General features: G+C 71.9%; 22 protein-coding genes. 4 read left to right on the top strand and 18 right to left on the bottom strand.

The annotated features are described in order from the left end of the window. Window positions 1-38: 38 nt before the first annotated feature. Window positions 39-884 (top strand): SDR family NAD(P)-dependent oxidoreductase, encoded by an 846-nt coding sequence (locus ACIQZN_RS15295; RefSeq protein WP_403992881.1) that lies wholly within the window; start codon window positions 39-41, stop codon window positions 882-884. On the opposite strand, the gene ACIQZN_RS15290 is transcribed toward ACIQZN_RS15295, so the two are convergent. From ACIQZN_RS15290 to ACIQZN_RS15265, 6 genes are all read right to left on the bottom strand, one after another. Then, on the bottom strand, window positions 870-1,709 hold the full coding sequence (locus ACIQZN_RS15290) for an inositol monophosphatase family protein (protein WP_403992879.1): 840 nt from the start codon (window positions 1,707-1,709) through the stop codon (window positions 870-872). The two genes, ACIQZN_RS15295 and ACIQZN_RS15290, sit on opposite strands and share 15 nt — an antisense overlap. Window positions 1,710-1,756: 47 nt before the next feature. After that, window positions 1,757-3,037: a lectin gene (locus tag ACIQZN_RS15285; protein WP_403992878.1), complete on the bottom strand. Its 1,281-nt coding sequence runs from the start codon at window positions 3,035-3,037 to the stop codon at window positions 1,757-1,759. Window positions 3,038-3,317: 280 nt separating this feature from the next. Beyond that, window positions 3,318-4,982 (bottom strand): ABC transporter family substrate-binding protein, encoded by a 1,665-nt coding sequence (locus ACIQZN_RS15280; RefSeq protein WP_403993037.1) that lies wholly within the window; start codon window positions 4,980-4,982, stop codon window positions 3,318-3,320. Between the two features lie 73 nt (window positions 4,983-5,055). After that, window positions 5,056-7,137, bottom strand: a complete 2,082-nt coding sequence (locus ACIQZN_RS15275; protein WP_403992876.1) for a dipeptide ABC transporter ATP-binding protein — start codon at window positions 7,135-7,137, stop codon at window positions 5,056-5,058. Continuing rightward, window positions 7,134-8,057, bottom strand: coding sequence for an ABC transporter permease (locus ACIQZN_RS15270; RefSeq protein WP_403992874.1), 924 nt, complete (start codon window positions 8,055-8,057; stop codon window positions 7,134-7,136). The genes ACIQZN_RS15275 and ACIQZN_RS15270 overlap by 4 nt, the downstream gene beginning before the upstream one ends. Window position 8,058: 1 nt before the next feature. Beyond that, window positions 8,059-9,042, bottom strand: coding sequence for an ABC transporter permease (locus ACIQZN_RS15265; protein WP_403992871.1), 984 nt, complete (start codon window positions 9,040-9,042; stop codon window positions 8,059-8,061). A 246-nt stretch (window positions 9,043-9,288) separates the two neighbouring features. Between ACIQZN_RS15265 and ACIQZN_RS15260 the strand changes: the two genes are divergently transcribed. After that, complete coding sequence (locus tag ACIQZN_RS15260; protein ID WP_403992869.1) at window positions 9,289-10,353, top strand: biotin/lipoate A/B protein ligase family protein; 1,065 nt, start codon at window positions 9,289-9,291, stop codon at window positions 10,351-10,353. A gap of 12 nt (window positions 10,354-10,365) precedes the next feature. Here ACIQZN_RS15260 and ACIQZN_RS15255 read toward each other — a convergent pair whose 3' ends face one another. Together ACIQZN_RS15255 and ACIQZN_RS15250 are read right to left on the bottom strand one after the other, a co-directional pair. Continuing rightward, complete coding sequence (locus ACIQZN_RS15255) at window positions 10,366-11,835, bottom strand: amidase (protein ID WP_403992867.1); 1,470 nt, start codon at window positions 11,833-11,835, stop codon at window positions 10,366-10,368. A gap of 149 nt (window positions 11,836-11,984) precedes the next feature. Next, on the bottom strand, window positions 11,985-12,326 hold the full coding sequence (locus ACIQZN_RS15250) for a hypothetical protein (protein ID WP_403992865.1): 342 nt from the start codon (window positions 12,324-12,326) through the stop codon (window positions 11,985-11,987). 259 nt (window positions 12,327-12,585) lie between these two features. Here ACIQZN_RS15250 and ACIQZN_RS15245 point away from each other — a divergent pair, with 259 nt between their 5' ends. Next, the gene (locus ACIQZN_RS15245; RefSeq protein WP_403992863.1) at window positions 12,586-13,359 is read left to right on the top strand and encodes a hypothetical protein; all 774 of its coding nucleotides are present in this window, start codon (window positions 12,586-12,588) and stop codon (window positions 13,357-13,359) included. Here the strand turns inward: ACIQZN_RS15245 and ACIQZN_RS15240 are convergent. The 8 genes from ACIQZN_RS15240 to ACIQZN_RS15205 form a co-directional block, all read right to left on the bottom strand. Next, window positions 13,322-14,875: an NCS1 family nucleobase:cation symporter-1 gene (locus ACIQZN_RS15240; RefSeq protein ID WP_403992860.1), complete on the bottom strand. Its 1,554-nt coding sequence runs from the start codon at window positions 14,873-14,875 to the stop codon at window positions 13,322-13,324. The genes ACIQZN_RS15245 and ACIQZN_RS15240 overlap by 38 nt on opposite strands. 83 nt (window positions 14,876-14,958) lie before the next feature. Then, window positions 14,959-15,975 carry a TIGR03842 family LLM class F420-dependent oxidoreductase gene (locus ACIQZN_RS15235; RefSeq protein WP_403992857.1) on the bottom strand — a complete coding sequence of 339 codons (1,017 nt, stop codon included), beginning with the start codon at window positions 15,973-15,975 and terminating at the stop codon, window positions 14,959-14,961. Window positions 15,976-15,986: 11 nt separating this feature from the next. Continuing rightward, the gene (gene hydA / locus ACIQZN_RS15230; protein WP_403992854.1) at window positions 15,987-17,387 is read right to left on the bottom strand and encodes a dihydropyrimidinase; all 1,401 of its coding nucleotides are present in this window, start codon (window positions 17,385-17,387) and stop codon (window positions 15,987-15,989) included. Between the two features lie 73 nt (window positions 17,388-17,460). Continuing rightward, the gene (locus ACIQZN_RS15225; protein ID WP_403992851.1) at window positions 17,461-18,744 is read right to left on the bottom strand and encodes an aspartate aminotransferase family protein; all 1,284 of its coding nucleotides are present in this window, start codon (window positions 18,742-18,744) and stop codon (window positions 17,461-17,463) included. Continuing rightward, complete coding sequence (locus ACIQZN_RS15220) at window positions 18,741-19,583, bottom strand: nitrilase-related carbon-nitrogen hydrolase (protein WP_403992848.1); 843 nt, start codon at window positions 19,581-19,583, stop codon at window positions 18,741-18,743. The genes ACIQZN_RS15225 and ACIQZN_RS15220 overlap by 4 nt, the downstream gene beginning before the upstream one ends. A 179-nt stretch (window positions 19,584-19,762) precedes the next feature. After that, entirely contained in the window at window positions 19,763-21,085 is a 1,323-nt protein-coding gene (locus ACIQZN_RS15215) for a hypothetical protein (protein WP_403992845.1), read from the bottom strand. Window positions 21,086-21,216: 131 nt separating this feature from the next. Further along, entirely contained in the window at window positions 21,217-21,597 is a 381-nt protein-coding gene (locus ACIQZN_RS15210; RefSeq protein WP_403992842.1) for a PPOX class F420-dependent oxidoreductase, read from the bottom strand. 57 nt (window positions 21,598-21,654) lie between these two features. Beyond that, a complete protein-coding gene (locus ACIQZN_RS15205; protein ID WP_403992839.1) occupies window positions 21,655-21,924 on the bottom strand; it encodes a helix-turn-helix domain-containing protein in 270 nt (89 codons plus the stop codon). 72 nt (window positions 21,925-21,996) lie between these two features. Here ACIQZN_RS15205 and map point away from each other — a divergent pair, with 72 nt between their 5' ends. Continuing rightward, window positions 21,997-22,764 (top strand): type I methionyl aminopeptidase, encoded by a 768-nt coding sequence (gene map / locus ACIQZN_RS15200; protein ID WP_403992836.1) that lies wholly within the window; start codon window positions 21,997-21,999, stop codon window positions 22,762-22,764. Here the strand turns inward: map and ACIQZN_RS15195 are convergent. Both ACIQZN_RS15195 and ggt read right to left on the bottom strand, forming a co-directional pair. Continuing rightward, complete coding sequence (locus ACIQZN_RS15195) at window positions 22,761-23,582, bottom strand: glycoside hydrolase family 75 protein (protein WP_403992834.1); 822 nt, start codon at window positions 23,580-23,582, stop codon at window positions 22,761-22,763. The genes map and ACIQZN_RS15195 overlap by 4 nt on opposite strands. Window positions 23,583-23,650: 68 nt before the next feature. Then, window positions 23,651-25,468 carry a gamma-glutamyltransferase gene (gene ggt, locus ACIQZN_RS15190; protein WP_403992831.1) on the bottom strand — a complete coding sequence of 606 codons (1,818 nt, stop codon included), beginning with the start codon at window positions 25,466-25,468 and terminating at the stop codon, window positions 23,651-23,653. Window positions 25,469-25,540 lie beyond the last annotated feature (72 nt).

Genomic DNA, 25,540 nt, shown 5'->3' with positions numbered 1-25,540 from the left:
CATGGAATATAAATCAAGACCTTGATATAACTCAGGCCATGGATATCTACACGGCACCCGACACCTTCGACCGCACCGTCCTCATCACCGGCGCCACCCAGGGCCTCGGCCTCCACCTCGCCCGCGACCTGGCCGGGCGCGGCGCGACACTGCTCCTGCACGGCCGCGACCGCGCCCGGCTCGACCGGGCGGCCGCCGAGGCGCGGGAACTCTCGGCCGGCCGGGCCGAGGTCCGTACGTATCTCGCGGACCTCTCCGACCTGGACCAGGTCCGGGCCATGGCGGCCGGCATCCGTGCGGCCGAACCCCGGCTCGACGTACTCGTCAACAACGCGGTGGCGGGCGGCGGAAGCGAACCGCTGCGCCGCGAGTTCGGTGCGCAGGGCCACGAACTGCGGTTCACCGTCAACTACCTGACGCCGTATCTGCTCATCAAGGAGCTGCTGCCACTGCTGTCGGCATCAGCGCCCGCGCGCGTTGTCCAGGTGGCCTCGATGGGCCAGGCCCCCGTCGATCTGGACGACGTCATGATGGAGCGCGGCTACGAGGGGCTGGAGGCGTACTGCCGGAGCAAGCTCGCGATGATCATGTCGACGTTCGACCTGGCCGAGGAGGAGACGGCCCGCACCGGCGTCACCGTCAACGCGCTGCACCCGGCCCACCTGATGGACACCGAGGGCGTGCGCGCGTACGGGCTGACGCCGGCCGTCTCCATCGAGGAGGGGGTGCGCCCGACGGTGCGGCTGATCACCGACCCGGCGCTCGCCGACGTCACCGGCCGCTACTTCGACCGGTTCACGGACAGCCGGGCGCACGAGCAGGCGTACGACACCGAGGCCCGCAAGCGGCTCACCGCGCTGACCCGGGAGCTACTGGGTCTCTGAACGGCCTTCCCGCAGCGCCGCCAGGACGCGGTCGGCGGTCGCGCGGTCGCGGGCGGCGGTGAAGGGCAGGGCGTTGCCGCCCGCGATACGGAACGGCTCACCGGACAGCGTGGACTGCGTGCCGCCCGCCTCGGCGACCAGGAGGAGCCCCGCCGCGTGGTCCCACGCGTACTCCCAGTTGAAAGCCACGGCGTCGCTCTCGCCCCGGGCCACGGCGAGGTATTCCAGACCCGCCGAACCGCAGGGGCGGGCGGCGAAGCCCTCGGCGCGCAGGCCGAGCAGGGCCGCCTTCTGCTCGTCGGTGGTGTAGTCGGGGTGGGACATCGCCACCCGCAGCACGGCGTCGGGCGCGGGCGACCCGGCGTGGATCGGGGTGCCGTCGACCCGGGCACCCCGGCCGCGTACGGCGACGGCCATCTCGTCCCGTGCGGGGGCGTAGGTCCACGAGGCCAGCAGCTCGCCCCGGTGGGCGAGGGCGACCAGGGTGCAGAAACCGGGCTCGCCGCGGACGAACTGGCGGGTGCCGTCGACCGGGTCCACGATCCAGACGGGTGCGTCGCCGCCCAGCGCCTCGTACACCCTCGGGTCGGCGTGGACGGCCTCCTCGCCGACGACGACCGAGCCGGGCAGGAGCCGGGCGAGGGAGGCGGTGAGGTGTTCCTCGGCGCGCCGGTCCGCGACGGTGACGAGGTCGTGCGGGCCGTTCTTCTCGACCACCTCGTGGGCGGCGAGCTGCCGGTAGCGGGGCATGATCTCGGCGGCGGCCGCTGCGCGGACCGCCGCCTCGATGTCGGTCAGGTCACCGGCGAGGAAGGCATCGATCATGCCCCCAGCCAATCATGGGCCTCCGGGGCGCCGGAGGGCCGGGCCGGTCAGCCGTTGACCGTCCATTTCTGGTTGGCCGTTCCCGCGCAGGTCCAGATCTGCAGCCGGGTGCCGTTGGCCGAGCTGTTGCCCGTGACGTCCAGGCACTTGTTCGCCTGGGGGTTCACGATGTCGCGGGCCCCGCTGACCGCCCACTTCTGCGCGGCCGATCCGTTGCAGTCCCAGAGCTGGACCTTGGTGCCGTCCGCCGTGCCGCCGGAGGCCACGTCGAGGCACTTGCCGAGCGCCCGGATCGTGCCGTCGGAGCCCACGGTCCACTTCTGCGCCTCGGTGCCGTTGCAGTCGTAGAGCTGGACCGGGGTGCCGTTCGCGGTTGCGGCGGCGGCGACGTCCACGCACTTGCCGGCGAGCCCGGTGATCCGGCCGCCCGCGGCGGGGGGCTGGCTGTCGTTGGTGGTGACGCGGACGTGGTCGACCACGAGCTGGTTGGGGAAGGCGGTGCTGCCGTCGGGGTCGCCGGGCCAGTAGCCGCCGACCGCCAGGTTCAGGATGAGGAAGAACGGCTTGTTGAACGCCCAGGCGTTGCCGTTGGTGTCGGCGGGGGTGCGGCGCTGGTAGACGTTTCCGTCCACCGACCAGGTGATGGAGTCGGGCGCCCAGTCCACCGCGAAGGTGTGGAACGCGTCCGCGAACGCCTGGCCGTTCGGCAGGGTGTAGCCGGCGCCGATGCCGCCGGAGCCGGAGTAGCCCGGGCCGTGCAGGGTGCCGTGCACGGTGTTGGGCTCGAAGCCGACGTTCTCCATGATGTCGATCTCACCCGAGTTGGGCCAGCCGACCTGCCCGATGTCGCTGCCGAGCATCCAGAACGCGGGCCACATGCCCTGTCCGCGCGGGATCTTCATGCGCGCCTCGACATGCCCGTACGCCTGCGTGAACTTGCCGGAGGTGTTCAGGCGCGCGGAGGTGTACTGACAGGTGCCGTACCAGCACTGGTAGTTGGAGGGGTTCTCCTTGCGGGCCGTGATGACCAGGTGGCCCTGGCCGTCCAGCGCCGCGTTCTTGTTGCCGGAGGTGTAGTACTGCCGCTCGTGGTTGTTGACGTTGTCGCCGGTCTCGATCTGCCACTTGCCGCCGTCCACGGCCGAACCGGCCGCACCGTCGAACTCGTCGGAGAACGTCGTGGTGGCGGTCGCCGCGGCCTGCGACATGGGCGCGGCACCCGCCGAGGAGGGCGCGCCGGTGCCGGCCAGGCCCGCGGTGGCCAGGGCGAGAGCGAGTGCCGGGAGTACGGAGCGCAGCAGGCGCCGCGAAAGGCGTGGGGAGTCCATGACTCTCCCTTCCGGTGTGTATGGGGAGGGAAGGGGAACCCCGCCGTGCGCATAGGGCATGCGCATGACAGGTCGAGCACACACGGTGGAGCGGACACGGTGGAGCGAGCATGGGGAACTTGGTTCGCTACGTGATTTAAGAAGTGAAGAAAGGGGGTGTCAAGAGTTTGGTACGGACCACAGGAGTCGAAGTCAGGAACGGCCCCGGACACACCAACGGCCCCCGGACATGGGGAACATGTCCGGGGGCCGCTGGTTCAGCGCACCCAGGGGCCCGACGTCACTTCTGCCAGCCGACCGTCTCCGGCAGCGGGGTGTAGAAGATGGTCGCGCCGACGTTGGCGAGGCCCTTCTTCACGCCGTACGTGGAGGGCCCGCTGAACAGGGGCAGGAAGGCGTACTCCTGGAGCGCCTTCTTCTCCACCTTGTTCACCGCCGCTGTCTGCTCGTCCAGGTCGGCGATCTCCGTGGTGTCGCGGATCTCCTGGTCGAGGGCCGGGTTGCCGGAGCCGGTGATGTTGGAGTCGCGGTCCGAGCAGTAGAAGTCGCAGAGGTAGCGGGCACCGAAGGGGTCCATGGAGCGGTTGCCCGACAGGAACAGGTCGAACCTGCGCTCGCTGATGGTCTTGGCGAAGTCCGCGTCGTCGCCCTTCCGGATGTCGAGGTGGATACCGGCCGGCTTCAGCATCGCGGCGAGGGCCCCGGCGGTGGCCTTGCCCAGCGGGTCATCGCCCAGGAGGGTGTAGCCCACGTCCAGCTTCTTGCCGTTCTTGACGCGGACGCCGTCGGAACCGGGCTTCCAGCCCGCCGCGTCGAGCGTCTTCTTCGCCTCGGCGGGGTCGTACTTCAGGACCGCCGACAGGTTGTCCTCGTACCCCTTCTGGAAGCTGTAGAGCACCGCCGAACCGGGCAGCGGCTCCTTGTAGTCGAGGCCCTGGAACTGGATCTTCGCGATCTGGGCGCGGTCGACGCTCTGCTGGATCGCCTTGCGGACGGCCTTCTCGGAGAGGACCGCCGACTTGGTGTTGAAGTACAGGGAGTATTCGAAGGGGCTGCCGCCGCTGCGGATCTCGGTGCCCTTGAGGCCCTTGACCTGCTTCAGGCTCTCCGCGTCGACGGCGGAGGTGTAGTCCAGCTGCCCGTTCTTGAAGGCGTTGACGCCCGCCGTCGTCTCCAGGTTGACGTACACCCGCTTGTCCAGCTTGCCCTTCCTCCCCCACCACTTGGGGTTGCGGACGAAGGTGATGTTGCCCGAGTGGGTGTCCCACTTCCCGACCGTGTACGGGCCCGCGCCCCACTCGGGGTGGGCCTTCTTCACGTACGCCTTGTTGAAGTTCCCGACCGTCGCCGCCTTGGGGTGCAGGAACGTCGTGAAGAGGGTAGACCAGGAGGCGTTGACGCCCTTGAAGGTGACGACGGCCTCCTTGGCGTCCTTCCCCTTCGCGACGGAGGTGATCTGGTCGTAGCCGTCCGTGGAAGAGGCCGCGAACTCCTTGTCCGACCCGTTGTTGGCCTTCCAGGTGGCCTCGATGGCCCGCCAGTCGATGGGCGTGCCGTCGTTGAAGGCCGCCTTCGGGTTGATCGTCAGGACCACCTTCTGGTTCCCGCCCTCGACGGTCACCTTCACATCGCTGTAGTAGTCCTTGTTGTACTGCACCTCACCGGTCGGCGAGTACGTGATCGCGTCGGCGTTGTACCAGCCCCAGACCCGGGACGCGGTCAGTGTGGCATTGACGTTGAAGGGATTGCCCTGGTCGTCGAAGGTGCCGGCGGTGGTGTACGTGCCGCCGTCCTTGATGTTCTCGTACGGCTGCGGGTTGTAGTCGACGGCGGCCGACGCGGCCTTGGGCGCGTTCTTGGCGCCCCGGTCGGAGTCGTCGCTCCCGCCGGACGACTGGCACGCGGTGGCGGCGACGGAGACGGCGGCGATCAGAGCGACGGGCATGGCCAGTCTTGCGCGCATGGCGGAGTGTTCCTTCTGGTTCGAGGGATGGGGAGGGGCGGAGAGCGGAGGTGCCTCAGACGGCGTGACAGGCGTACGCGTGGCCGGGCTGCCCTGCCACGGGCGAGGCCACGGGCCGTTCCGTACGACAGCGCTCGCGCACCTCCTCGCCGGCCAGCCGGTACAGCGGGCAGCGGTCCACGAAGACGCAGCCGGAGGGCAGCCGGGCGGCGCTCGGCTGTTCGCCCTCAAGCACCACGCGTTCGCGGGTGCGTTCGCGCTTCGGGTCCGGGACCGGGATCGCGGACAACAGGGCCTTGGTGTACGGGTGTTTGGGGTCGGCGAACAGCGACTCGGTGTCCCCGGTCTCCACGATGTGGCCCAGATACATCACGGCGATCCGGTCGGAGACGTACCGGACGACGGCCAGGTCGTGGGCCACCACCAGGTAGGCCAGGCCGAGTTCGCGCTTGAGCCGGGCCAGCAGGTTGATCACGCCCGCCTGCACGGAGACGTCCAGGGCGGAGAGCGGTTCGTCCAGCACGAGGAGCCTGGGCTCGGTCGCGAGGGCCCGGGCGATCCCGATGCGCTGGCGCTGCCCGCCGGAGAGCGCGGCCGGGAAGCGGTCGCTCACCGCCTCGTCCAGGCCGACCAGGGCGAGGAGTTCGCGGACCCGGGCCCGGGTGGAAGCGCGGTCCCGGCCGATCGCGCGCAGGGGTTCGGCGAGCAGTTCGGAGACGGGCAGCCTCGGGTCGAGGGCGCCCATCGGGTCCTGCATCACGATCTGGACGTCGCGGCGCAACTCCCTCCGCCGGGAGGCGGATTCGGCGGAGCCGACCTCGGTGCCGGCGATCTCGATCCGGCCGCCCTCGGGCCGCCTCAGCCGCAGGATCTCCAGCAGGGTGGTGGTCTTGCCGCTGCCGGACTCCCCCACCAGGCCCAGGGTCTCCCCGGACCGCAGCTCGAAGCCGACCCCGTTGACCGCGCGCAGCGTGCCGACGCGCCGTTTGAGGACGGCCCCCTTGGTGACCGGGAAGGTCTTCACCAGGTCCTCGACCCGGAGCACGACGTCCCCGGCGGGCGTATCGGCCTCCAGGGACTCCCCCGCCTCCGCCCCACCCGTCGGATCCAGCGACCCGGCCGCGATCTCGTCCGCGCGCAGGCAGGCCACGTCGCCGTGCCCGGTGACCGCGCGCAGGGCGGGCTCGTCCGTGCGGCAGGCGTCGAGCGCGACGGCGCACCGGCTCGCGAAGGGGCAGCCGGCCGGGAGGTCCACCAGGGCGGGCGGTTCGCCGCCGATCGGGACGAGGGGGCGGCGTACCCCGCTGTCCACCGTGGGCACGGCGGCGAGCAGGCGCGCGGTGTACGGCATCACGGGGCGCGCGAACAGCTCGTCCACGCCCGCCCGCTCCACGAACCGGCCCGCGTACATGACGGCCACGTCGTCCGCGTGGCCCGCGACGACTCCGAGGTCGTGGGTGATGAGGACGAGTCCGGCGCCGGTCTCTTTCTGTGCCAGGCGGAGCACGTCCAGGATCTGGGCCTGCACGGTGACGTCGAGCGCGGTGGTGGGTTCGTCGGCGACCAGGACGGACGGCTTGTTGGCGATGGCCATCGCGATGACGACGCGCTGGCGCATTCCGCCGGAGAACTCGTGCGGGAAGGAGGCGGCCCGTTCGCGCGGGTCCGGGATGCCGACGAGGTCGAGGAGTGCGACGGCCTGTTCCCGGGCGGCCCGCTTCGTCAGGTCCTGGTGGACGCGCAGGGCGTCGGAGAGCAGCCGGCCCACGGTGAAGATCGGGGTGAGCGCGGAGAGCGGGTCCTGGAAGACCATGCCGATGGAGTCGCCGCGGATCGCGGACAGCTCCTTGTCGCTGAGGCCGACCAGGTCCCGGCCGCCGAGGACCACCTGGCCGCTCGTCGCGGCGGTGGGCGGGAGGAGGCCCATGATGCCCATGGCGGTGGCGGACTTGCCGGAGCCGGACTCGCCGACGATGCCCAGGGTGCGGCCGGGCAGCAGGTCGAAGCCGATGCCGCGCACCGCCTCCACGGGGCCCGCCTCGGACGGGAAGGTGATGTGCAGGTCGCGCACCGAGAGGACCGGGGTGGCGGCGTCTCCGGGCGGCGGGGCGGTGGGCAGGGTCGTCGCGAGGGTCATCGTCGGCCTCCTGCCGCACCGGTCGTGGATGTGGGGTCGAGGGCGTCGCGCAGCCCGTCGCCGACGAAGGTCATCGACACGGTGAGCAGGACGACCAGGCCCGCGGGGAAGGCGAACAGCCAGGGCGCGCTGGTGACGGTGTTCGCCCCGTCGGCGAGCATCGTGCCGAGCGAGACGTCCGGGGTCTGGACGCCGAAGCCGAGGAACGACAGCGCGGTCTCGCTGAGGACGGTCGCCACGACGCCCAGGGTCAGGTTGACGATGAGCAGCGAGCCGAGGTTGGGGATGATGTGGCGCAGGATGATGCGGGCCGGGCTCACCCCCATGAATTCGGCGGCCGTGATGAAGTCCCGCTCCCGCAGCGAGGTCGAGACGGACCAGATGACCCGTGCGGTGGACATCCAGCCGAACACCGTCAGGACGACGATGAGCACCCGCCAGTCACCGGCGAGCCGGTGGGAGACCAGGGCGAGGATGAGGAAGGAGGGGACGACCAGCAGGAAGTGGATGACGGCGAGGGTCGCCTTCTCCACCCGGCCGCCGAAATACGCGGCGCTGGAGCCGATGACCGCGGCGACGACGATGGTCAGGACGGAGACGCTGACCGCGATGACCAGGGAGCGCCGCAGACCGTGCACGGCGGAGGCGTAGATGTCGTTGCCGCCCTGGTTGGTGCCGAACCAGTGGGCGGCGCTCGGTGGCTGGGTGAGCGCGGCGAAGTCGGCGTCCGAGTAGGCGTACGGGGTGAGCAGTCCGCCGAACACGCTGAACAGCACGAGGAGGACGAAGATCGCCACCCCGGCGACGGCGAGCCGGTTGCGCAGGAATCGCCGCGCGTAGAGCCGGGCGAGACCGGTGCCGGTGTGCCGGGGCGGCGCCGCCGGGGAGGGCGTGATGAGTTCCGTCGGTTGTACGGCCATGTCAGCTCACCCTCACGCGCGGGTCGAGGAAGACGGTGGCGATGTCCGCGAGGATCGCGCCGATCGCGGTCAGGGCGGCGGCGAAGGCCGCCGTGGCGACGGTGCCGTGGATGTCGTTCTTGCTGATGGTCTGGATGAAGTAGCGGCCCATGCCGTTCCAGCCGAAGATCGTCTCGGTGATGACGGCGCCGGTGAAGATCGCCGGGATGCTGAACGCCACGGAGGTCGCCGTGGGGATGAGCGCGGTGCGCAGGGCGTGCCGGCGGATCGCCTGGGCGCGGGTGAGTCCGGTGGCCCGGGCGGTGCGGACGTAATCGGCGTTGAGGGTGTCGAGCAGCAGCGCACGCTGTGTCAGGTGGTAGCCCACGTAGCCCATCAGGGTCAGCGTGAGGGTGGGCAGGATCAGGTGGAGCACGCGGTCGCCGATGGTGGGGAGCAGCCCTTCGACGTTCGGTGAGTTCTCGCCGGCGACGTAGAGGAAGTGCAGCCCGGCGTGCTGGTTGAGCCAGATCGCGACGAAGACCACGGCGAGCGCGGCGACCGAGGTGGGCACGTTGAACACGGCGATGGAGACGGCCTGCGAGACCCTGTCCGCCCAGCCGTACTGCCGGGACGCCGTGTAGACGCCCAGGGTGACGCCGATGAGGACGGAGAGGAGTGTCGCCATGACGACCAGTTCGGCGCTGACCAGCGAGCGGTAGCCGATCTCGCCGTTGACCGAGACACCGGTGGGCGACATGCCCCAGTCGAAGCGGGTGACGACGCCGCTGAGCCAGTCCCACCACCGCTGCACGACCGGCACCGACGGGTCCAGGTTGTACGGCGCGAGCGCCCGGTCGATCTGGGCCTCGGTGCGGACGGGCCGCAGTTCCTTGAAGTTCGACCTCGGGTCCAGGAACCAACTGGCCAGGAAATAGGTGGCGTTGGTCGCCACCACGATCATCAGGAGCCAGCCCGCCGCCTTGCGCGTCACATGGCGCAGCACGGGTGGCACCTCCTCGCGCACCGGGGGTGCGCCATGGGGGCGCAGGGTCTGGGGGGCGTATGCATGCGCGGTGGTGCTTTCTGGGGGGTCGGGAAAACGTTGCACAGATGTGCGAACGTCAGTCTGGTGCGGGCTCCGGGGCCGGCACCAGAGCAGGAGCCCTCTCGCCACGACCTCGCAATACCGCTGTAGCAAACGGGCCGGACAGATCATGCTTTGTACGTAGGCGGAAGTGGAGGCAGGGCTGTGCACGGTGAGTACAAGATCCCCGGCGGCAAGCTGGTCGTGGTGGACCTGGAGGTCGAGGGCGGCGCCCTGCGCGATGTCCGGGTGGCCGGTGACTTCTTCCTGGAGCCGGACGAGGCGATCCTCGCGATCGACGCGGCCCTGGAGGGCGCCCCGGCGACCACCGACACGGTGGCCCTCGCGGCCCGGATCGACGCGGCGCTGCCGGAGTCGACGGTGATGCTCGGGCTCACCTCGGAGGGCGTCGCCGTCGCCGTACGCCGGGCGCTGGCGCAGGCCACGGAGTGGAGCGACTACGACTGGCAGCTCATCCACGACGCCCCGCAGTCCCCGGCCCTGCACATGGCCCTGGACGAGGTCATCACGGCGGAGGTCGCGGCGGGCAGGCGGCCGCCGACGCTGCGGGTGTGGGAGTGGGACGCCCCGGCGGTGATCATCGGCAGCTTCCAGTCACTGCGCAACGAGGTGGACGCCGAGGGCGTCGAGCGCCACGGCGTCACGGTCGTCCGGCGGATCTCCGGCGGCGGCGCGATGTTCGCGGAGCCGAGCAGCACCATCACGTACTCCCTCGCCGTGCCGCAGTCCCTGGTCTCCGGGCTCTCCTTCGCGGACAGTTACGCGTATCTGGACGACTGGGTGCTCGAAGCGCTCGGGGACATGGGCATCAAGGCGTGGTACCAGCCGCTCAACGACATCGCCACCGAGGTCGGGAAGATCGCCGGTGCCGCGCAGAAGCGCGTGGTCGGGCCGGACGGCGGCCCGGGCGCGGTGCTGCACCACGTGACCATGTCGTACGACATCGACGCCGACAAGATGCTGGAGGTGCTGCGCATCGGCAAGGAGAAGATGTCGGACAAGGGCACGAAGAGCGCCAAGAAGCGCGTGGACCCGCTCCGTCGGCAGACCGGCCTGCCCCGCCAGGCCGTCATCGAGCGCATGATCGAGTCCTTCCGCAACCGGCACGGCCTGACCCGGGGCGAAGTGACCCCGGAGGAGCTGGCCCGGGCGGAGGAACTGGTCCGTACGAAGTTCTCCAACGACGAGTGGACCGCCCGGGTGCCCTGAGGGTGTCCTGCCCTAGAAGACCGGCCGGTGGTCCTGCCAGCGCAGGTCCGCCTCCAGCTGGGCCGCCAGCGAGACGAGCCGTTCCTCGCCGCGCGACGGGCCGAGGAGCTGCGCGCCGACCGGGAGGCCGTCCGGGGTGAAGCCCGCCGGGACGTTGACGCCGGGCCAGCCCAGCACGTTCCACGGCCAGGCGTACGGGCATGCCTCGGTCATCGCCACATCGGTGCGCCAGGCGCTGAGCCCGTCGAACCGGCCGATCCGGGGCGGCGGCATCGCGGTCGTCGGGGTCAGCAGCACATCGAACCCGGCGCCGCCGCGTCCGTGGTGGAACAGCGCCCCGATCCGCCGGTGCTGGTGCACCTCGCGCGCCCGGGCGGCCCGCACCACCCTGCCGCCAAGCCGGGTGCCGGTGCGCAGGGCGGAGCGGGTGCGCGCGTCCAGGAGCGCGGGTTCGGGGTGCAGGGCGGCGAACTCGGCGATGCCCGCGGTGGCGCGGGGCACGAAGCCGAGGCCGATGAGCCCGTAGCGCGGCCGGGCCTCCACCACGTCGTGGCCGAGCCGGGCCAGCGCCTCCGCGAGCGCGGTGACGGCGCGGCGCACGTCGGGGTGGGGTGCCGTGCCGGTGAGGGTGAGCGGGGGCCGCCAGGCGAGGGCGATGCGCAGTCGGCCCGGGTCGCGGCGGGCGGCGGCCGAGGCGTCGACGGGCGGCGGGCGGTACGGGTCCTCGGGATGCGGCCCGGCGACGGCGTCGAGGAGGAGGGCGGCGTCCTCGACGGTCCTGGCCAGCGGTCCGTTGACGGTGAGGCCCTGGAAGGCGTCGCTGTGCGGGTGCACCGAGATCCGGCCGCGCTGCGGTTTGATGCCGACCAGGTGGGTCCAGGCGGCGGGGATGCGGACGGACCCGGCGCCGTCGGAGCCGAGGGCGGCGGGCACGAGACCGGCGGCCACGGCGGCGGCCGAGCCGCCGGACGAGCCGCCCGGGGTGTGGTCGGTGTGCCAGGGGTTGCGGGTGGCGCCGAACGCGGTGCCCTCGGTGAACGGCCACTGGCCGAGCTCGCAGGAGTTGGTCTTGCCGACGATCACGGCCCCGGCCGCGCGCAGCCTGCGGACGGCCTCGCTGTCGGCGGCCGCCGCCGCCCGCTCCCCGGCGCAGCCGAAATAAGTGGGCATCCCGGCGACGTCCGTGTCGTCCTTCACCGCGACGGGCACCCCGAGCAGCGGCAGCCGCTCCCCCGCCGCGAGTCTGCGGTCGGCCTCGGCGGCCTCGGTGAGCGCGGCCTCGGCGCGCAGGTGGCGGAAGGCGTTGAGGGTGCCCTGGCTCGCCCCGATCCGGGCCAGCGCGGCGGTGACGAGTGCGGTGGAGGTGGTACGGCCGTCCGCGAGGGCCCGCACGCTGTCGGCGAGCCCCAGCGGGACGGGGTCCGGGGCGTCCCGGTCCGGTACGGGTTCTTCGGCCATTCGGGTGGCCGGGGCTGAGGACATGGGCGGCTCGCCTCCTCGTACCGTCAGGTGCGTACGTACACCTGTCCGCGCGAACGGACTTACTGGAGGGTAACGAGTGGGCGCGCCGCCCTCAACCGTTCGGCACGAAGGTCCTTACGGCTGCGAAGGTCTTACGGCTGCGAAGGTCCTTACGGCTGCACGCTGATCCCGCCGATGCCCGTGCCGAGGCCGGCGCAGTGCGCGGTGGACTGGCCGGACTGGCCCGGGGCGAGGGTGACGTGCTCGCCGTCCACGTCGGGCGACCAGCCGCAGACCAGGTGGACCCAGAAGGTCTGGGTGGTGGAGCCGTTGTTCCGGCACAGCGCGTAGCCGGTGTAGTCGTCCACGGCGTGCTTGCCGGTGTCGCAGGACAGGCCGGGCGGCGTGGCGGAGGCCGGGGCCGCGACGGCGAGACCGCCCGCCACGGCGAGGGCCGTGGCCAGGCCGGTGACGGCGGCGCGGCGGGACAGGCTCCCCAGGGTCTTCTTCATGGTGCCCTTTCGGTGGTGACCGCCCGTGACCGCCGGGGGCGGCACGCGCACGGTCGCGTTCGGCTCTGGCGCGGACGGGTGCCGGAGCGGGCCGCCCGCGCTCTGCCTAACCCGGTAACGCCGGGAAACGTCACGCTGTGTAGGTGCCGCCGGCGGGCCTTGCGCCGAACGGGCGGCGTTCACTCCCCCGGCGTACGCTCGACTGGTCCGGACCGCAGTCGTCCGGAAGCCCCACGACCCTTCGCACCGAGGAGGCGACGTGACCGGTTCACTACTCGGCACCCGCCCGGCCGCGTGGGCCGCCGCGTTCCTGATCGGCGCCGGCGGGACCGGCGCCCTCGGCGGCGTGGCCCACGCGGAGGACATCGACCATCTCACCGCCCAGCAGATCGCCGACCGCTCCCGGGACGCGCTGCTCGGTGCGGAATCCCTGCATGTGTCCACGCGCGGCGACCTGGGCAAGGGCACCCCGTCCATGTCCCTGGACCTGGCAGTGGACCGGTCCGGCAACTGCAACGGCTCGGTGGACCTGGGCCGGAGCCAGGGCTCGGTGCTGATCGTCAAGCGCGGGGACGACGTGTGGCTGAAGCCGGACGCGGACTTCTGGAAGAACCAGGTGCCGAACGGCGGTTCGGCCTTCGCGGCGATCGTCGGCGACCGCTATCTGAAGGGCCCCGCCGACAGCCCCCGGCTGCGCGCCCTGACCAAGGCGTGCGACCTCAACACCTTCCAGAAGCTCGTCAGCGACAACGCGAACGACGACACGGGCACCCTCAACAAGGGCCCGAAGACCACCGTCAACGACAAGCCCGTGGTGCCGCTGACCCGGATGCGCGGCGACATGACGCTGACGGTGGACGTGGCGGCGACCGGCAAGCCCTATCCGCTGCGGCTCTCGCTGCACGGCGGGGACGGCACGGACGCGGTGGTGGACCTCTCGGACTTCGGCCGACCGGTACCGAAGAACACCCCGTCGCCCGCCGATTCGTACGACGTCAGCGCCCTGCTGGGGCGGACCTCCGCTCCGTCGTGACGCCCGCCATCAGCGCCACGTACACGACGAGCGAGGCGGCGAGGCCCACCGCCCAGCCGTAATCCGCGAGCGGCTTCAGGAACGGGATGACGCCGTCCGAGGGGAAGGGGCCCTCGCCCGGCTTCGAGTGGGAGCCGCCGACCGCGAGGACACCGCCGACCGCGAAGGCGGTGACGGCCCGCCAGTTCCAGCCGCCCGTGTACCAGTAGCGCCCACCGGGCCGGTAGAGGTCCGCGAGGTGGAGCACGGTGCGGCGGACGATCCAGTAGTCGGCGATCAGGATGCCCGCGACCGTACCGAGCAGCCCGCCGACCAGGCCGAGCCAGGTGAAGATGTACAGCTCGGGCGTCTCGGTGAGCTTCCACGGCATGATGACGACGCCGACGACCCCGGTGATCAGCGCCCCCGTACGGAAGTTGATGAACTTCGGCGCGAGGTTCGCCAGGTCGTACGCGGGTGAGACGACGTTCGCCGCGATGTTGACGGAGATCGTCGCGACCAGGACGGTGATCAGGGCGTAGAGGAGTCCGAAGACGTTGTCGGTGTGGGCGACGAGCTCGACCGGGTCCCAGACGGCCTTGCCGTACACGGCCTGCGAGCCGGAGGTGACGAGCACCGAGAGCAGCGCGAACAGGGTCATCGTGGTGGGAAGTCCGAGCGACTGGCCCCGGATCTGGGCCCGTTGGCCCGCGCCGAAGCGGGTGAAGTCGGGGATGTTCAGGGAGAGCGTGGCCCAGAAGGCGATCATGCCCATCAGGGACGGGAAGAAGACGGGCCAGAAGTCCTTGCCCCAGCCCAGCTCCGACGGCTGGTCGAGCAGCGGCCCGAAGCCGCCGGCCTTCACCGCGATCCACACCAGGAGCACCAGCGCGCCGACGATGACGAACGGCGCCGCCCAGTTCTCGAAGCGGCGCAGGGCGTCCATCCCCCGGTAGATGATGGCCAGTTCCAGCGCCCAGAAGAGGACGAAGCACAGCCAGAGCGTCCAGGGCTGCCCGCCGATCTCGGACGCCTCGGCCCAGCCGCCGAAGACCTTGCCCAGCAGCGTGAAGATGCCGACGCCGCCGATCCAGGTCTGGATGCCGAACCAGGCGCAGGCGACCGCCGCCCGGATCAGGGCCGGGAGGTTGGCGCCGCGCAGCCCGAACGACGCCCGCGCCAGCACCGGGAAAGGGATGCCGTACTTGGGCCCGGCATGGCCGGTGAGCAGCATGGGCCCGAGCACGATCAGGTTGGCGAGCGCGATGGTGAAAACGGCCTGCTTCCAGTCCATGCCGAGGGCGACGAGACCGGAGGCGAGCAGCCAGGACGGGATGTTGTGGGCCATGCCGACCCACAGGGCGGTGAAGTTGTACGTGGTCCACACGCGCCGTGCCAGCGGGACGGGCAGCAGGTCCGCGTTGACGAAGCGGTTGTCGTCCGGGACGGCGCCGGGGGCGAGCTCGACGCGGTCGGAGGGGTCGGCCGGTATGGGTTCCGGCGAGGGGGACGGGGACGGAGGTGCGGTCGATGTCATGGCGGCTGGACCCTTCGCTCGGGGCGGTGCCGTGCGGGGCGGGGCGCGGGGGGTTGGGTACGACCGTCGGGGGGTGCGGGCGGTCAGTCGGTGAGGGCGGGAATGACGGCGGAACCGTAGGCGTCGATGGTGGCTTCGCGGGCGTCGTGCATGTTGTACACCGCGAACTGGTCGACGCCCAGACCCTTGAGGTGTCTCAGCTTCTCGACATGGGCGGCGGCCGGTCCGAGCAGGCAGAAGCGGTCCACGATGGTGTCGGGGACGAAGGCGGTGTCGGGGTTCCCGGCGCGTCCGTGGTGGCTGTAGTCGTAGCCCTGCCGGTCCTTGATGTACGCGGTCAGCTCGTCGGGGACGAGGCCCGAGTGCTCGCCGTACCGGGAGACGAGGTCGGCGACGTGGTTGCCGACCATCCCGCCGAACCAGCGGCACTGGTCGCGGGCGTGGGCCAGGGCCTCGGGCGAGTCGTCGTCGGTGACATAGGCGGGGGCGGCGACGCAGATGGTGACGGAGTCCGGGTCGCGTCCGGCCCCGGCCGCCGCGTCCCGTACCGCCTTGATCATCCACTCGGTGAGATACGGGTCCGCGAGCTGGAGGATGAAGCCGTCGGCCTTCTGCCCGGCGAGCGCGAGGGCCTTGGGGCCGTAGGCGGCCATCCAGACGGGGAGCTTTCCGTCCTTGATCCAGGGGATCCTCAGCGTCTGCCCGCCGATGTCCGCCTCGCGGCCCTCGGCCAGGTCGCGGATGACGTCGATGGCCTCGCCGAGCCGGGCCAGGGTGTTGGGGGCGCGCCCGGCGACGCGCATCGCGGAGTCGCCCCGGCCGATCCCGCACACGGTCCGGTTGCCGTACATGTCGTTGAGGGTGGCGAAGGTCGAGGCGGTGACCTCCCAGGTGCGGGTGCCCGGGTTGGTGACCATGGGGCCGACGGTGAGCCGGTCGGTGTGTTCCAGGATGCTGCTGTAGATGACGAAGGGCTCCTGCCAGAGCACCGCCGAGTCGAAGGTCCAGCCGTGCGTGAACCCGTTGCGTTCGGCGCGGCGCATCAGGCTGATCACGGCCGATGCGGGCGGGTCCGTCTGGAGGACGAGTCCGAAGTCCATTCCCGTTGCTCCTAGTTCAGGTACTGACAGGTGGCGCGTGGGGTGTAGCTGCCGTGGCCTGCGCGGCCGGTGTACGTGCGGTTGTCGATGACCACCTCGCCGCGGGAGAGCACCGTCTCGACCCGGCCCGTGAGTTGTTTCCCCTCGTACGCCGAGTAGTCGACGTTCATGTGATGGGTCTCGGCGGACACGGTCTGCCGGGCGGCCGGATCATAGACGACGATGTCCGCGTCCGCGCCGGGCGCGATCGTGCCCTTCTTCGGGTAGAGGCCGAACATCCTCGCCGGGGACGCGCAGGCGATCTCGATCCAGCGGCGGCGCGAGATGTGCCCGTCCACCACTGCCTGGTGCAACAGGTCCATGCGGTTCTCGACGCCCGGCATGCCGTTGGGGATCTTCGAGAAGTCGCCCCGGCCCATTTCCTTCTGCCCGGAGAAGCAGAAGGGGCAGTGGTCGGTGGAGACGACCTGGAGTTCGTTGTTGCGCAGCCCGCGCCACAGGACCTCTTGGTGCTCCCGGGGCCGCAGCGGGGTGGAGCAGACGTATTTGGCGCCCTCGAAGTCCGGTTCGGCGAGATTGTCCGTGGACAGGAAGAGGTACTGCGGGCAGGTCTCGCCGAAGACGGGCTGCCCCTTGTGGCGGGCGGCGGCGATCTCGGCGACGGCCTCGTCGGCGGAGACGTGCACGACGTACAGCGGCGAGCCGGCGACCCGGGCGAGCTGGATCGCCCGGTGCGTGGCTTCCGCCTCCAGCGCCACCTTGCGTACGTCGCCGTGGTAGCGGGGGTCGGTGCGGCCGGCGGCGAGGGCCTGCTCCACCAGGACGTCGATGGCGATGCCGTTCTCCGCGTGCATCATGATCAGGCCGCCGTTGGACTCGGCCCGCTGCATGGCGCGCAGGATCTGCCCGTCGTCGCTGTAGAAGACACCGGGGTAGGCCATGAACAGCTTGAAGGACGTGATGCCCTCGCCGACCAGGAGGTCCATTTCCTTGAGCGAGGACTCGTTGACGTCCGCGAGGATCATGTGGAAGGCGTAGTCGATGGCGCAGTTGCCGTCCGCCTTGGCGTACCAGCTGTCCAGGCCCTCGCGCAGGGAGCGGCCGACGGACTGGATGGCGAAGTCCACGATGGTGGTGGTGCCGCCCCAGGCCGCGGCGCGGGTGCCGGTCTCGAAGGTGTCGGCCGCGTAGGTGCCGCCGAACGGCATCTCCATGTGGGTGTGCGCGTCGACACCGCCCGGGATGACGTATTTGCCGGTCGCGTCGATGGTCCGGGCGGCGGTCCAGCCGGCCGCCTCGTCGCTGTCGTGGGCGGCGAGCGCGACGATCCGGCCGCCGTCGACGAGGACGTCCGCGTGCATCTCGTCCGACGCGGTGACGACCAGGCCGCCGCGGATGACGGTACGGCTCATGGGTACCCCTCCTCGTTGTACTGGTGGAGCGCGGGTGCGGGGTCCTGCCCCGCACCCGCGTGGTCGCCGGCGCTCAGCCCACCGAGCGCAGCGCGTCGGCGAGGATGTCCGCGCCCTCTTCCGCCTCGGGGATCGCGAGCGAGAGCGGCGGGGCGATGCGCAGCACGCTGGTGTTGTGGCCGCCGCCCTTGCCGATGAGCAGGCCGCCCTCGCGCGCCGCCTCCAGGACGGCCGCGGCCGCTTCCGGGTCGGCCTCGTCGGTGCCGGGCTTCACGAGCTCGACGCCGATCATGAGGCCCCGGCCGCGCACCTCGCGTACCCGCTCCGAGGTGGCGCCGATCGCGCGCAGCCGCTCGATGAGCAGGCCGCCGACCCGGCGGGCGTTGCCCTGGAGGTCGTGTTCCAGGAGGTACGCGAGGTTGGCGAGGCCGGCCGCCATGGTGACCGGTGAACCGCCGAACGTCGAGATGGAGTTGGCGTCCAGGCAGTTCATGACCTCGGCGCGGGCGACCACCCCGCCGATGGACATGCCGTTGCCGATGCCCTTGGCGAAGGTGAGGATGTCCGGCGGCCCGTTCTGGGCGTGGGCCTGCCAGCCCCAGAAGTGTTCGCCGGAGCGCCCCCACCCCGTCTGCACCTCGTCGGAGATCCACAGCACACCATGCCGGTCCAGGACCTCGCGGAACGCGCCGTACAGCCCGTCCGGCGGTGAGGTGAAGCCGCCGACGCCCTGGATGGGTTCGGCGATCAGGGCGGCCGGGGTGCGGGTGTGGCCGAGCAGGTCCTCCAGGTCCGCGACGCAGGCGGCGGTGAACTCCTCGTCGCTCAGGTGCGCGTAGGGGCCCCGGGTGCGGACGCCGCCGTGCACGTACAGGGTCTGCAGCGGTGAGAGGCTGGTGGGCGACCAGGCGTTGTTGCCGGTGATGGAGACCGCGGAGAAGGACCGGCCGTGGTAGCTGTTGCGCATCGCCAGGATCTGGTTCGACCTGCGGTACGTGGTGGCCAGGAGCAGCGCGGTGTCGTTGGCCTCGGTGCCGGAGGTGGTGAAGAAGACCCGGGCGTCCGGGATGCCGGAGAGCGAGGCGACGCGTTCGGCCAGCTCGACCATCGGGCGGTTGAGGTAGAGCGTCGAGGAGTGGATGATCCGGCCGGCCTGCTCGCTGACGGCCTTGGTGACCTCGGGCAGGGCGTGGGCGGTCATGGTGGTGAGGATGCCGCCGAAGAAGTCGAGGTAGCGGTTGCCGTCGGCGTCCCAGACGTGGCGGCCCTCGCCGTGCGTGATCTCCAGCGGGTGGCGGTAGTAGAGGGCCAGCCAGTCGGGGCTGACGGCGAGGTGGCGGTTATGGAGGCTGCTCACGGCTCGACCAGCCCCTCGTACGCGTCGGGCCGTCGGTCCCGGTAGAACGCCCACTGCTGCCTGACCTCTTCGATGAGCCCGAAGTCCAGGTCGCGGACGAGGAGTTCCTCCTCCTTGTCGCTGGCGACGTCGCCGACGAACTGGCCGCGCGGGTCCACGAAGTAGCTGGTGCCGTAGAAGTCGTTGTCGCCGTACTCCTCGTGGCCGACGCGGTTGATCGCGGCGATGAAGTACTCGTTGGCGACGGCGGACGCGGGCTGTTCCAGCTGCCACAGGTGGGCGGAGAGGCCGCGCGAGGTGGCGGACGGGTTGTAGACCAACTGGGCTCCGTTGAGCCCCAGTTGGCGCCAGCCCTCGGGGAAGTGCCGGTCGTAGCAGATGTAGACGCCGACCTTGCCCACAGCGGTGTCGAAGACCGGCCAGCCGGCGTTCCCCGGTTTGAAGTAGTACTTCTCCCAGAAGCCCTTGACCTGCGGGATGTGGTGCTTGCGGTATTTGCCGAGGTAGGAGCCGTCGGCGTCGATCACGGCGGCGGTGTTGTAGTAGAAGCCGGACTGCTCCAGCTCGAAGACCGGGACGACGATCACCATGCCGGTCTCGCGGGCCAGGTCCCGCATGCGCCGTACGGTCGGGCCGTCCGGCACCGCCTCGGCCCAGCGATAGTGCTCGGGCTCCTGCACCTGGCAGAAGTAGGGGGCGTTGAACACCTCCTGGAAGCCGATGATCTTCGCCCCCTGCCGGGCGGCCTCGCGAGCGTGCTCCTCGTGCTTGGCGATCATGGATTCGGTGTCGCCGGTCCAGGTCGCCTGGACGAGTGCGGCGCGTACGACGTGGGACATGAGCTGCTCCTTCGACGCGGCGTCAGAGAGCCTCTTCGTGCTTCTTCTACGCCCGTAGACACGTGCGTACGGGAGAACGTAAGCCCCGTCACACCGCGGGGCAAGACCATCGCCGTGAACCAGCTGAGTCGATCATGTTTCACACCCGTGCGGGCCAGTGCCGGGAGGCGTCCCGGCGCTCAGCCGAGGCCCGCCACCCGCAGCGCGTGCTCGACGCCCCGCTCCTGCGCCTCGGACACCGCCCGGGCGGCGGCCAGCAGTTGCGGTACGAGGCGGGGCGGGTCGATCGAAGCGATCGAGGCCGCCTCCTGGGGCGACCGCGCCCGGACGAAGGCGCCGAGCAGCGTCTGGGCCAGCGGCCCCCGGCCCGCCCGGTCGAGGGCGGTCGCGGCCTCGGCGACCTCGGCGGCCGGACGCGCGACGCCCTGCCGCAGCAGCCGCCCGCAGTCCTCGGTGCGCCCCGCCGCCGCCAGCGCGTCCACGGCGGCCGCGAGCCCGTCCGGGGGCAGCGAGGCGACCTCCCAGAGCAGGGTCGCCCAGTCCGCCCCGAGCCCGGCCAGGTGCAGCTCGACGGCGAGGAGCGGCAGCCGGTGCGCGGGGAGGGCCGCCGCCTCGCAGAGCACCGCGTGCGCCTCGCCGCTGCGGCCCTCGGCCCGCAACCGGAGCAGCGCGCCAACGGCCGCCTGCGCGGACCGGAGTGCGGCCGGGTCCGGCGAGGCCGTGGGCGGCTCGGTGCCCGGTGCGGTGGGCGCCCCGCCGAAGCGGGCTCCGCGCGGTGAGGCGGGGGGTGCGGCGGGCAGCACGGGGCCCTTGTCGGCGTCGCCGTCCTCGGTCTCCAGCCCGGCGAACCGGGCGCCGGTCGGCTTCCGCTTCTGCTTCCGGGTGGGCGGGGTATCGCGGGGCGCGGGCTCCCGTTCCGGTTCCGGTTCGGGGGTTTCGCGGGGCGCGGGCTCCCGTTCCCATTCCGGGGCGGCGGGCCGCGCGGGGGCCGCCGCTGCGGCTCCGAACCGGTCCGGGGCGCGGGAGAGGGCCGACAGGCGGCGGCGGAGTTCGGCGCAGCGGGCCGAGGCGCGGGCGTGGTCGTCGCCCGCCCAGGCCAGCACCCCGGCGGCCTCGTCCCCGTCGCCGCTCTCCCGGGCCGCCCGCAGCCGCTCGGCGGCGTACTCCTGCTCGCGGAGCATCAGGCCGAGCCGTTCCACCAGCCGGGCGCGGCCGCCGGGGCGGCGGTCGAGGCTGAGGGCGCAGTCCGCGTGCAGCCGGGCGGCACGCGCCGACGCCTCCTCCGCGTACGCGGTCCCCCGCACCTCGGCCAGGTCCGAGAAGAGCGCCTCCATCACGTCCCAGGGCGGCAGCTCCGACCCGTCCAGGCAGGCGTCCATGCCCGCCGGGTCGCGTCGGCGAAAGACGCCGTACCAGCCGCGTCCGTGATCGAGCAGCGCCACCAGCTCCCGCAGGTGACGCGCGAAGTCCTGTACCGATACCGCCTCTTGATGCACCGTCACCGTCGCCTTAGGCCGCCGTCGGCTGGAACCCTCCAGTCCGAGGCATTCGACCGCAGGCGTGTTACGGGACGGCTACGCGCGCTTTGCGGGTCCGAGGCGGCCGGGGGCGGGGCCCGGGCCCGGGGCGGGGCTCAGAGGGTGATGGCGATCCCGGTGTGCGGGCGCTTGCCGAGGCGGACGATCATCGCCGGGTAGTCGAGCAGCCAGTACTTCCAGGTGTACTTGCGGCCTATGGCGCGGCGCACGGCGGCCGTCTCCCGCTCGTCGAGCAGCCTGGCGGTGCCCTCGGCGGTCGGGGCGCCCTCCTCGGTCCGGCCGCGCACATCGCAGACGGTGACCCGGACCCGGCTGTCGTTGCGCAGCCGCTTGACCTTCCAGGAGTCCGTCTTGGTCCAGACGAGCAGTTCACCGCCCTCGGCCACCGCCCAGACGGGGGTGGCGACGGGCGTGCCGTCCTTGCGGTACGTGGTCAGACTGACGTACTCGCTGCGCGCGAAGTCCTGGAGGCTCATGGCCCTCAGCCTATGCGCGCGGGCGCAAGCGGGGCGCGAGTGCGGGCGCCTCCGGCGCTATCCGGCGAGCGGTACCGCCGCCGGTTCCGGGGCGCAGCGCAGCAGGAGTTCGTCCATGGAGAGGCCGAGCGCGCCGGCCAGGGCGGCGACGGTGAAGAACGCGGGGGTGGGGGCGCGGCCGGTCTCGATCTTCCGCAGGGTCTCGGCGGAGATCCCGGCCCGGGCGGCGATCCCGGTCATGGAGCGGTCGCCGCGCGCCTCGCGCAGCAGCAGACCGAGCCGTTCGCCGCGCAGGCGCTCTTCGGGGGTCAGGGGGGTACGGACCATGCCGTCATTCTAATACCGCTCGGACCCCGACACCGCGCGGACCGGTATAGTAATTGCGGTATTGTAATTGGCATGGTGCAACTCAAGACGGACACATCCATCGAAGCCATGCGTGCGACCGGCCGCGTCGTCGCCCGTATGCTGACCGCCGCCCGGGAGGCCGCCGAGGTCGGCGTCTCACTGCGCGAACTGGACGAGGTGGCGCACGGGGTGCTGCGCGAGGCGGGCGCGGGCTCGCCGTTCCTGGGCTACCGGCCGCACTTCGCCCCGGTCCCCTTCCCCGCGGTCATCTGCGCGTCGGTCAACGACGCGATCGTGCACGGCATCCCCACCGACTACCGGCTGCGCGACGGCGACCTGGTCAGCATCGACGCGGGTGCGAAGCTGGACGGCTGGGCCGGTGACTCCGCGATCAGCTTCACCGTGGGCCGCGCCCGCCCCGCCGACACCCGGCTGGTCGACACCGCGTACAAGGCCCTGGAAGCGGGCATCGCGGCGGCCACCGTCGGAAACCGGATCGGTGACATCGCGCACGCCATCGGCACCGTCTGCCGCACCGCCGGCTACGGCATCCCCGAGGGGTTCGGCGGGCACGGCGTGGGCCGCGAGATGCACGAGGACCCGGGGGTGCCCAACGAGGGCCGTCCGGGGCGCGGGATGCCGCTGCGCCACGGCATGGTCCTGGCCATCGAGCCGATGCTGATCGGGGGCGGTGTGGACACGTACCGCACGGACCGCGACGGCTGGACCCTGCGCACGACGGACGGCAGCCGGGCCGCGCACGCCGAGCACACGGTGGCGATCACGGACGACGGCCCGCGCATCCTGACCGCGCTCTAGTCGGCCCGTACGAACTCCTCCGCCAGGGCCCGCCCCGTACGCACGGCGGCCTCGTGGTCCTCGATCGGGGACACCCGGGAGTCCTTGAACAGGATGTACGTGACCCCGGAGGGCGCGCCGCCGCTGCCCGGGTCCGGGTCGATGCCGAGCGACTTCGCCGTGGCATACGAGGCTTCGCCGATGATGCGCTCCGGGCCGACGTCGCCGACGACCGCGTACTCCACCTTCTCGCCGTGCACGACGGCGACGACCCCGCCGCCCCGGATGCCGGACTTCGTGTAGTCCCAGGTGCCGGAGGGCGCGGGCACGACCACGTACGGCAGCTTCGCCGCGTCCAGCGGCCGGCCGTCCGAGGCGTGGAAGGCGGTGTCGCCGTGGAAGGAGGGATCGGTGGCGGCGTTGCAGGCGGCGGTCGCCCGGCCGTCGCAGTCGACGTCCAGGTCGGCCTTCCAGAACACCGCACCGCCCGCACCGCACACCGGAACGGTCGCCGGAGCCGCTTCGTCCGTCCGGTACTCGCCCTTCGACACCTGCTCACAGGCCGACACCCTGGCCAGCAGATCGGCCGCCCCGACGCCCGCGCCCTCCCGGTCCCGGGCCGGGGCGGGCGCGGGTCTGGACCGGTGCGCCCGGGCCGGTGCCTGGTGGACCCGCGCCACCAGGGCGAGCGGCACAGTCGGCAGGACCGGCCGGGGCACCGGCGCGGGGGCGGCGAGGGCCGGGTCCGGCTCCCCCACCACCGCGAGGGTGACGGGGGCCGGGGTGCCGGCGGTGAGCAGCGCGGCCCCGGAGGCCGTGACAAGGGCAAGCGTTCGCATACGCACTGGGGGGGGCGCCCTTCTGGCGAGGAGATGGTGGTGCCGTGCCCCCCTGTCCGGTGTGCGCGTCAGGGCCGCCCGCTCGGCCTCACCACCATGGCCGAGCCGCCGCCGCGCCGTTCCTTCTCGGCGGCGGCGAGCCACCGCCCGTCGGGCAGCCGCTGCACGCCGGTCGCCGCGCCGATCTCCGGGTTGAGCTTGAAGACGTGGCCGAGCGATTCCAGCTTCGCCCGCAACGGGCTGTTCCAGAGCGCCGGTTCCAGCTCGGTGGCCGGGGCGTTGCGCTGGCTGGCGCGGGGCGCGGCGATGGCGTCGACCAGCGGGAGCCCCCGGTCCAGCTTGCCGGTCAGTGTCTGGAGCACGGTGGTGATGATGGTCGCGCCGCCGGGCGAGCCGAGGGCGAGGACCGGTTCGCCGTGCCGGAGCACGATGGTCGGCGAGATCGAGGACCGCGGGCGCTTGCCGGGGCCGGGCAGGTTCGGGTCGTGGACGGCCGGGTCGGCCGGTGCGAAGGAGAAGTCGGTCAGCTCGTTGTTGAGCAGGAATCCGCGCCCCGGCACGGTGATCCCGCTGCCGCCGGTCTGCTCGATGGTCAGGGTGTACGCGACGACGTTGCCCCACTTGTCGGCGGTCGTCAGGTGCGTGGTGTTCTCGCCCTCGTACGTGGTCGGCGCGGCCTTCCCCGTGGACCGGCAGGCCCCGGGGTGGCGCGGGTCGCCCGGGGCGAGCGGGCTGGTCAGCACGGCGTCGTCCTTGATCAGGCATTCCCGCGCGTCCGCGAACCGCTGGCCGAGCAGCTGCTTCGTCGGCACGTCCTCGAACGCGGGGTCGCCGACCCAGCGCCCCCGGTCGGCGAACGCGATGCGGCTCGCCTCGATATAACGGTGCAGGTACTGGGCCTCGCTCGCCCGCGAGAGGTCCGTGGACTCCAGGATGTTGAGGGCCTCGCCCACCGTCGTACCGCCCGAGGAGGACGGCGCCATGCCGTACACGTCGAGCCCCCGGTAGTTCACCTTCGTGGGGTCCCGCCGCAGCGCGCGGTAGGAGCGCAGGTCCTTCGCGGTCAGGTCGCCGGGGCGCACCACCCGGTCGGACGCCGGGTCGACGGGCGGGTTGCGTACGGTCCGTACGACGTCCTCGGCGAGCTCGCCCCGGTAGAGCTCGTCCACGCCCTTGCGGCCGACCTCCTCGTAGGTACGCGCCAGGTCCGGGTTCCTGAGGACCGAGCCGACCTCGGGGAGCTTCCCGCCGGGCAGGAACAGCTTGCGGGTGGCCGGGAAGTCCCGGAACCGCTCCTCGTTGCCGGCCGTCTGCGAGCGGAACGTTTCGTCCACGACGAAGCCGTCCCGGGCGATCCGCTCGGCGGGCCGGAGGACCTGACGGAGCGACTTGCTGCCCCAGGTGTGCAGGGCGGTGTCCCAGGTGGCGGGGGTGCCGGGGGTGCCGACACTCAGCCCGCTGGTCACGGCGTCGGCGAAGTCGAGCGGCTTGCCGTTCTCCAGGAAGAGGGAGGAGTCTGCGCTGCGCGGTGCGGTCTCGCGGCCGTCGATGGTGCGGACGGTGTGGCTGCGGGCGTCGTAGTAGACGAAGTAGCCCCCGCCGCCGAGCCCCGCCGAGTACGGCTCGGTGACGCCGAGCGCGGCGGCCGTGGCCACGGCGGCGTCGACCGCGTTGCCGCCCTTGCGCAGCACCTCGATACCGGCGGCCGTGGCGTCCGCGTCGACGCTGGAGACCGCTCCGCCGTATCCCACCGCGACGGGCGACTTGGGCGGTGGCGCCGGGGACCGGGCGGGGTGGGCGGACGAGGAGGGGGCGGCGGCCCCGACCGACACGACGGCGGCCAGAATCGCCGCCAACGACACATTTCGCCTGATGGAACGTCGCATGCGCAACCTCCGGTGAAGGATCGTCCGCGCAGGGTAACGCCGCTCCGGCCACCTCGTCAGGACCGCCTCGGA

Origin of the sequence: Streptomyces sp. NPDC097595, assembly GCF_044761525.1 — a bacterium.
GTDB lineage: Bacteria > Actinomycetota > Actinomycetes > Streptomycetales > Streptomycetaceae > Streptomyces > Streptomyces drozdowiczii_A.
Note: the sequence above shows the minus strand (reverse complement) of the source record. Positions and strands in the feature narration are given on the sequence as shown.

Coding starts and splice junctions, on each gene's coding strand:
- ACIQZN_RS15210 (WP_403992842.1), bottom strand. CDS start 21,597: ATGAGCCTCCAGGACTTCGCGCGCAGCGAGTACGTCAGTCTGACCACG.
- ACIQZN_RS15280 (WP_403993037.1), bottom strand. CDS start 4,982: ATGCCCGTCGCTCTGATCGCCGCCGTCTCCGTCGCCGCCACCGCGTGC.
- ACIQZN_RS15205 (WP_403992839.1), bottom strand. CDS start 21,924: ATGGTCCGTACCCCCCTGACCCCCGAAGAGCGCCTGCGCGGCGAACGG.
- hydA (WP_403992854.1), bottom strand. CDS start 17,387: ATGAGCCGTACCGTCATCCGCGGCGGCCTGGTCGTCACCGCGTCGGAC.
- ACIQZN_RS15240 (WP_403992860.1), bottom strand. CDS start 14,875: ATGACATCGACCGCACCTCCGTCCCCGTCCCCCTCGCCGGAACCCATA.
- ACIQZN_RS15285 (WP_403992878.1), bottom strand. CDS start 3,037: ATGGACTCCCCACGCCTTTCGCGGCGCCTGCTGCGCTCCGTACTCCCG.
- ACIQZN_RS15270 (WP_403992874.1), bottom strand. CDS start 8,057: ATGGCCGTACAACCGACGGAACTCATCACGCCCTCCCCGGCGGCGCCG.
- ACIQZN_RS15235 (WP_403992857.1), bottom strand. CDS start 15,975: ATGGACTTCGGACTCGTCCTCCAGACGGACCCGCCCGCATCGGCCGTG.
- ACIQZN_RS15195 (WP_403992834.1), bottom strand. CDS start 23,582: ATGCGAACGCTTGCCCTTGTCACGGCCTCCGGGGCCGCGCTGCTCACC.
- ACIQZN_RS15275 (WP_403992876.1), bottom strand. CDS start 7,137: ATGACCCTCGCGACGACCCTGCCCACCGCCCCGCCGCCCGGAGACGCC.
- ACIQZN_RS15290 (WP_403992879.1), bottom strand. CDS start 1,709: ATGATCGATGCCTTCCTCGCCGGTGACCTGACCGACATCGAGGCGGCG.
- ACIQZN_RS15250 (WP_403992865.1), bottom strand. CDS start 12,326: ATGAAGAAGACCCTGGGGAGCCTGTCCCGCCGCGCCGCCGTCACCGGC.
- map (WP_403992836.1), top strand. CDS start 21,997: ATGGTGCAACTCAAGACGGACACATCCATCGAAGCCATGCGTGCGACC.
- ACIQZN_RS15295 (WP_403992881.1), top strand. CDS start 39: ATGGATATCTACACGGCACCCGACACCTTCGACCGCACCGTCCTCATC.
- ACIQZN_RS15255 (WP_403992867.1), bottom strand. CDS start 11,835: ATGTCCTCAGCCCCGGCCACCCGAATGGCCGAAGAACCCGTACCGGAC.
- ACIQZN_RS15220 (WP_403992848.1), bottom strand. CDS start 19,583: ATGTCCCACGTCGTACGCGCCGCACTCGTCCAGGCGACCTGGACCGGC.
- ggt (WP_403992831.1), bottom strand. CDS start 25,468: ATGCGACGTTCCATCAGGCGAAATGTGTCGTTGGCGGCGATTCTGGCC.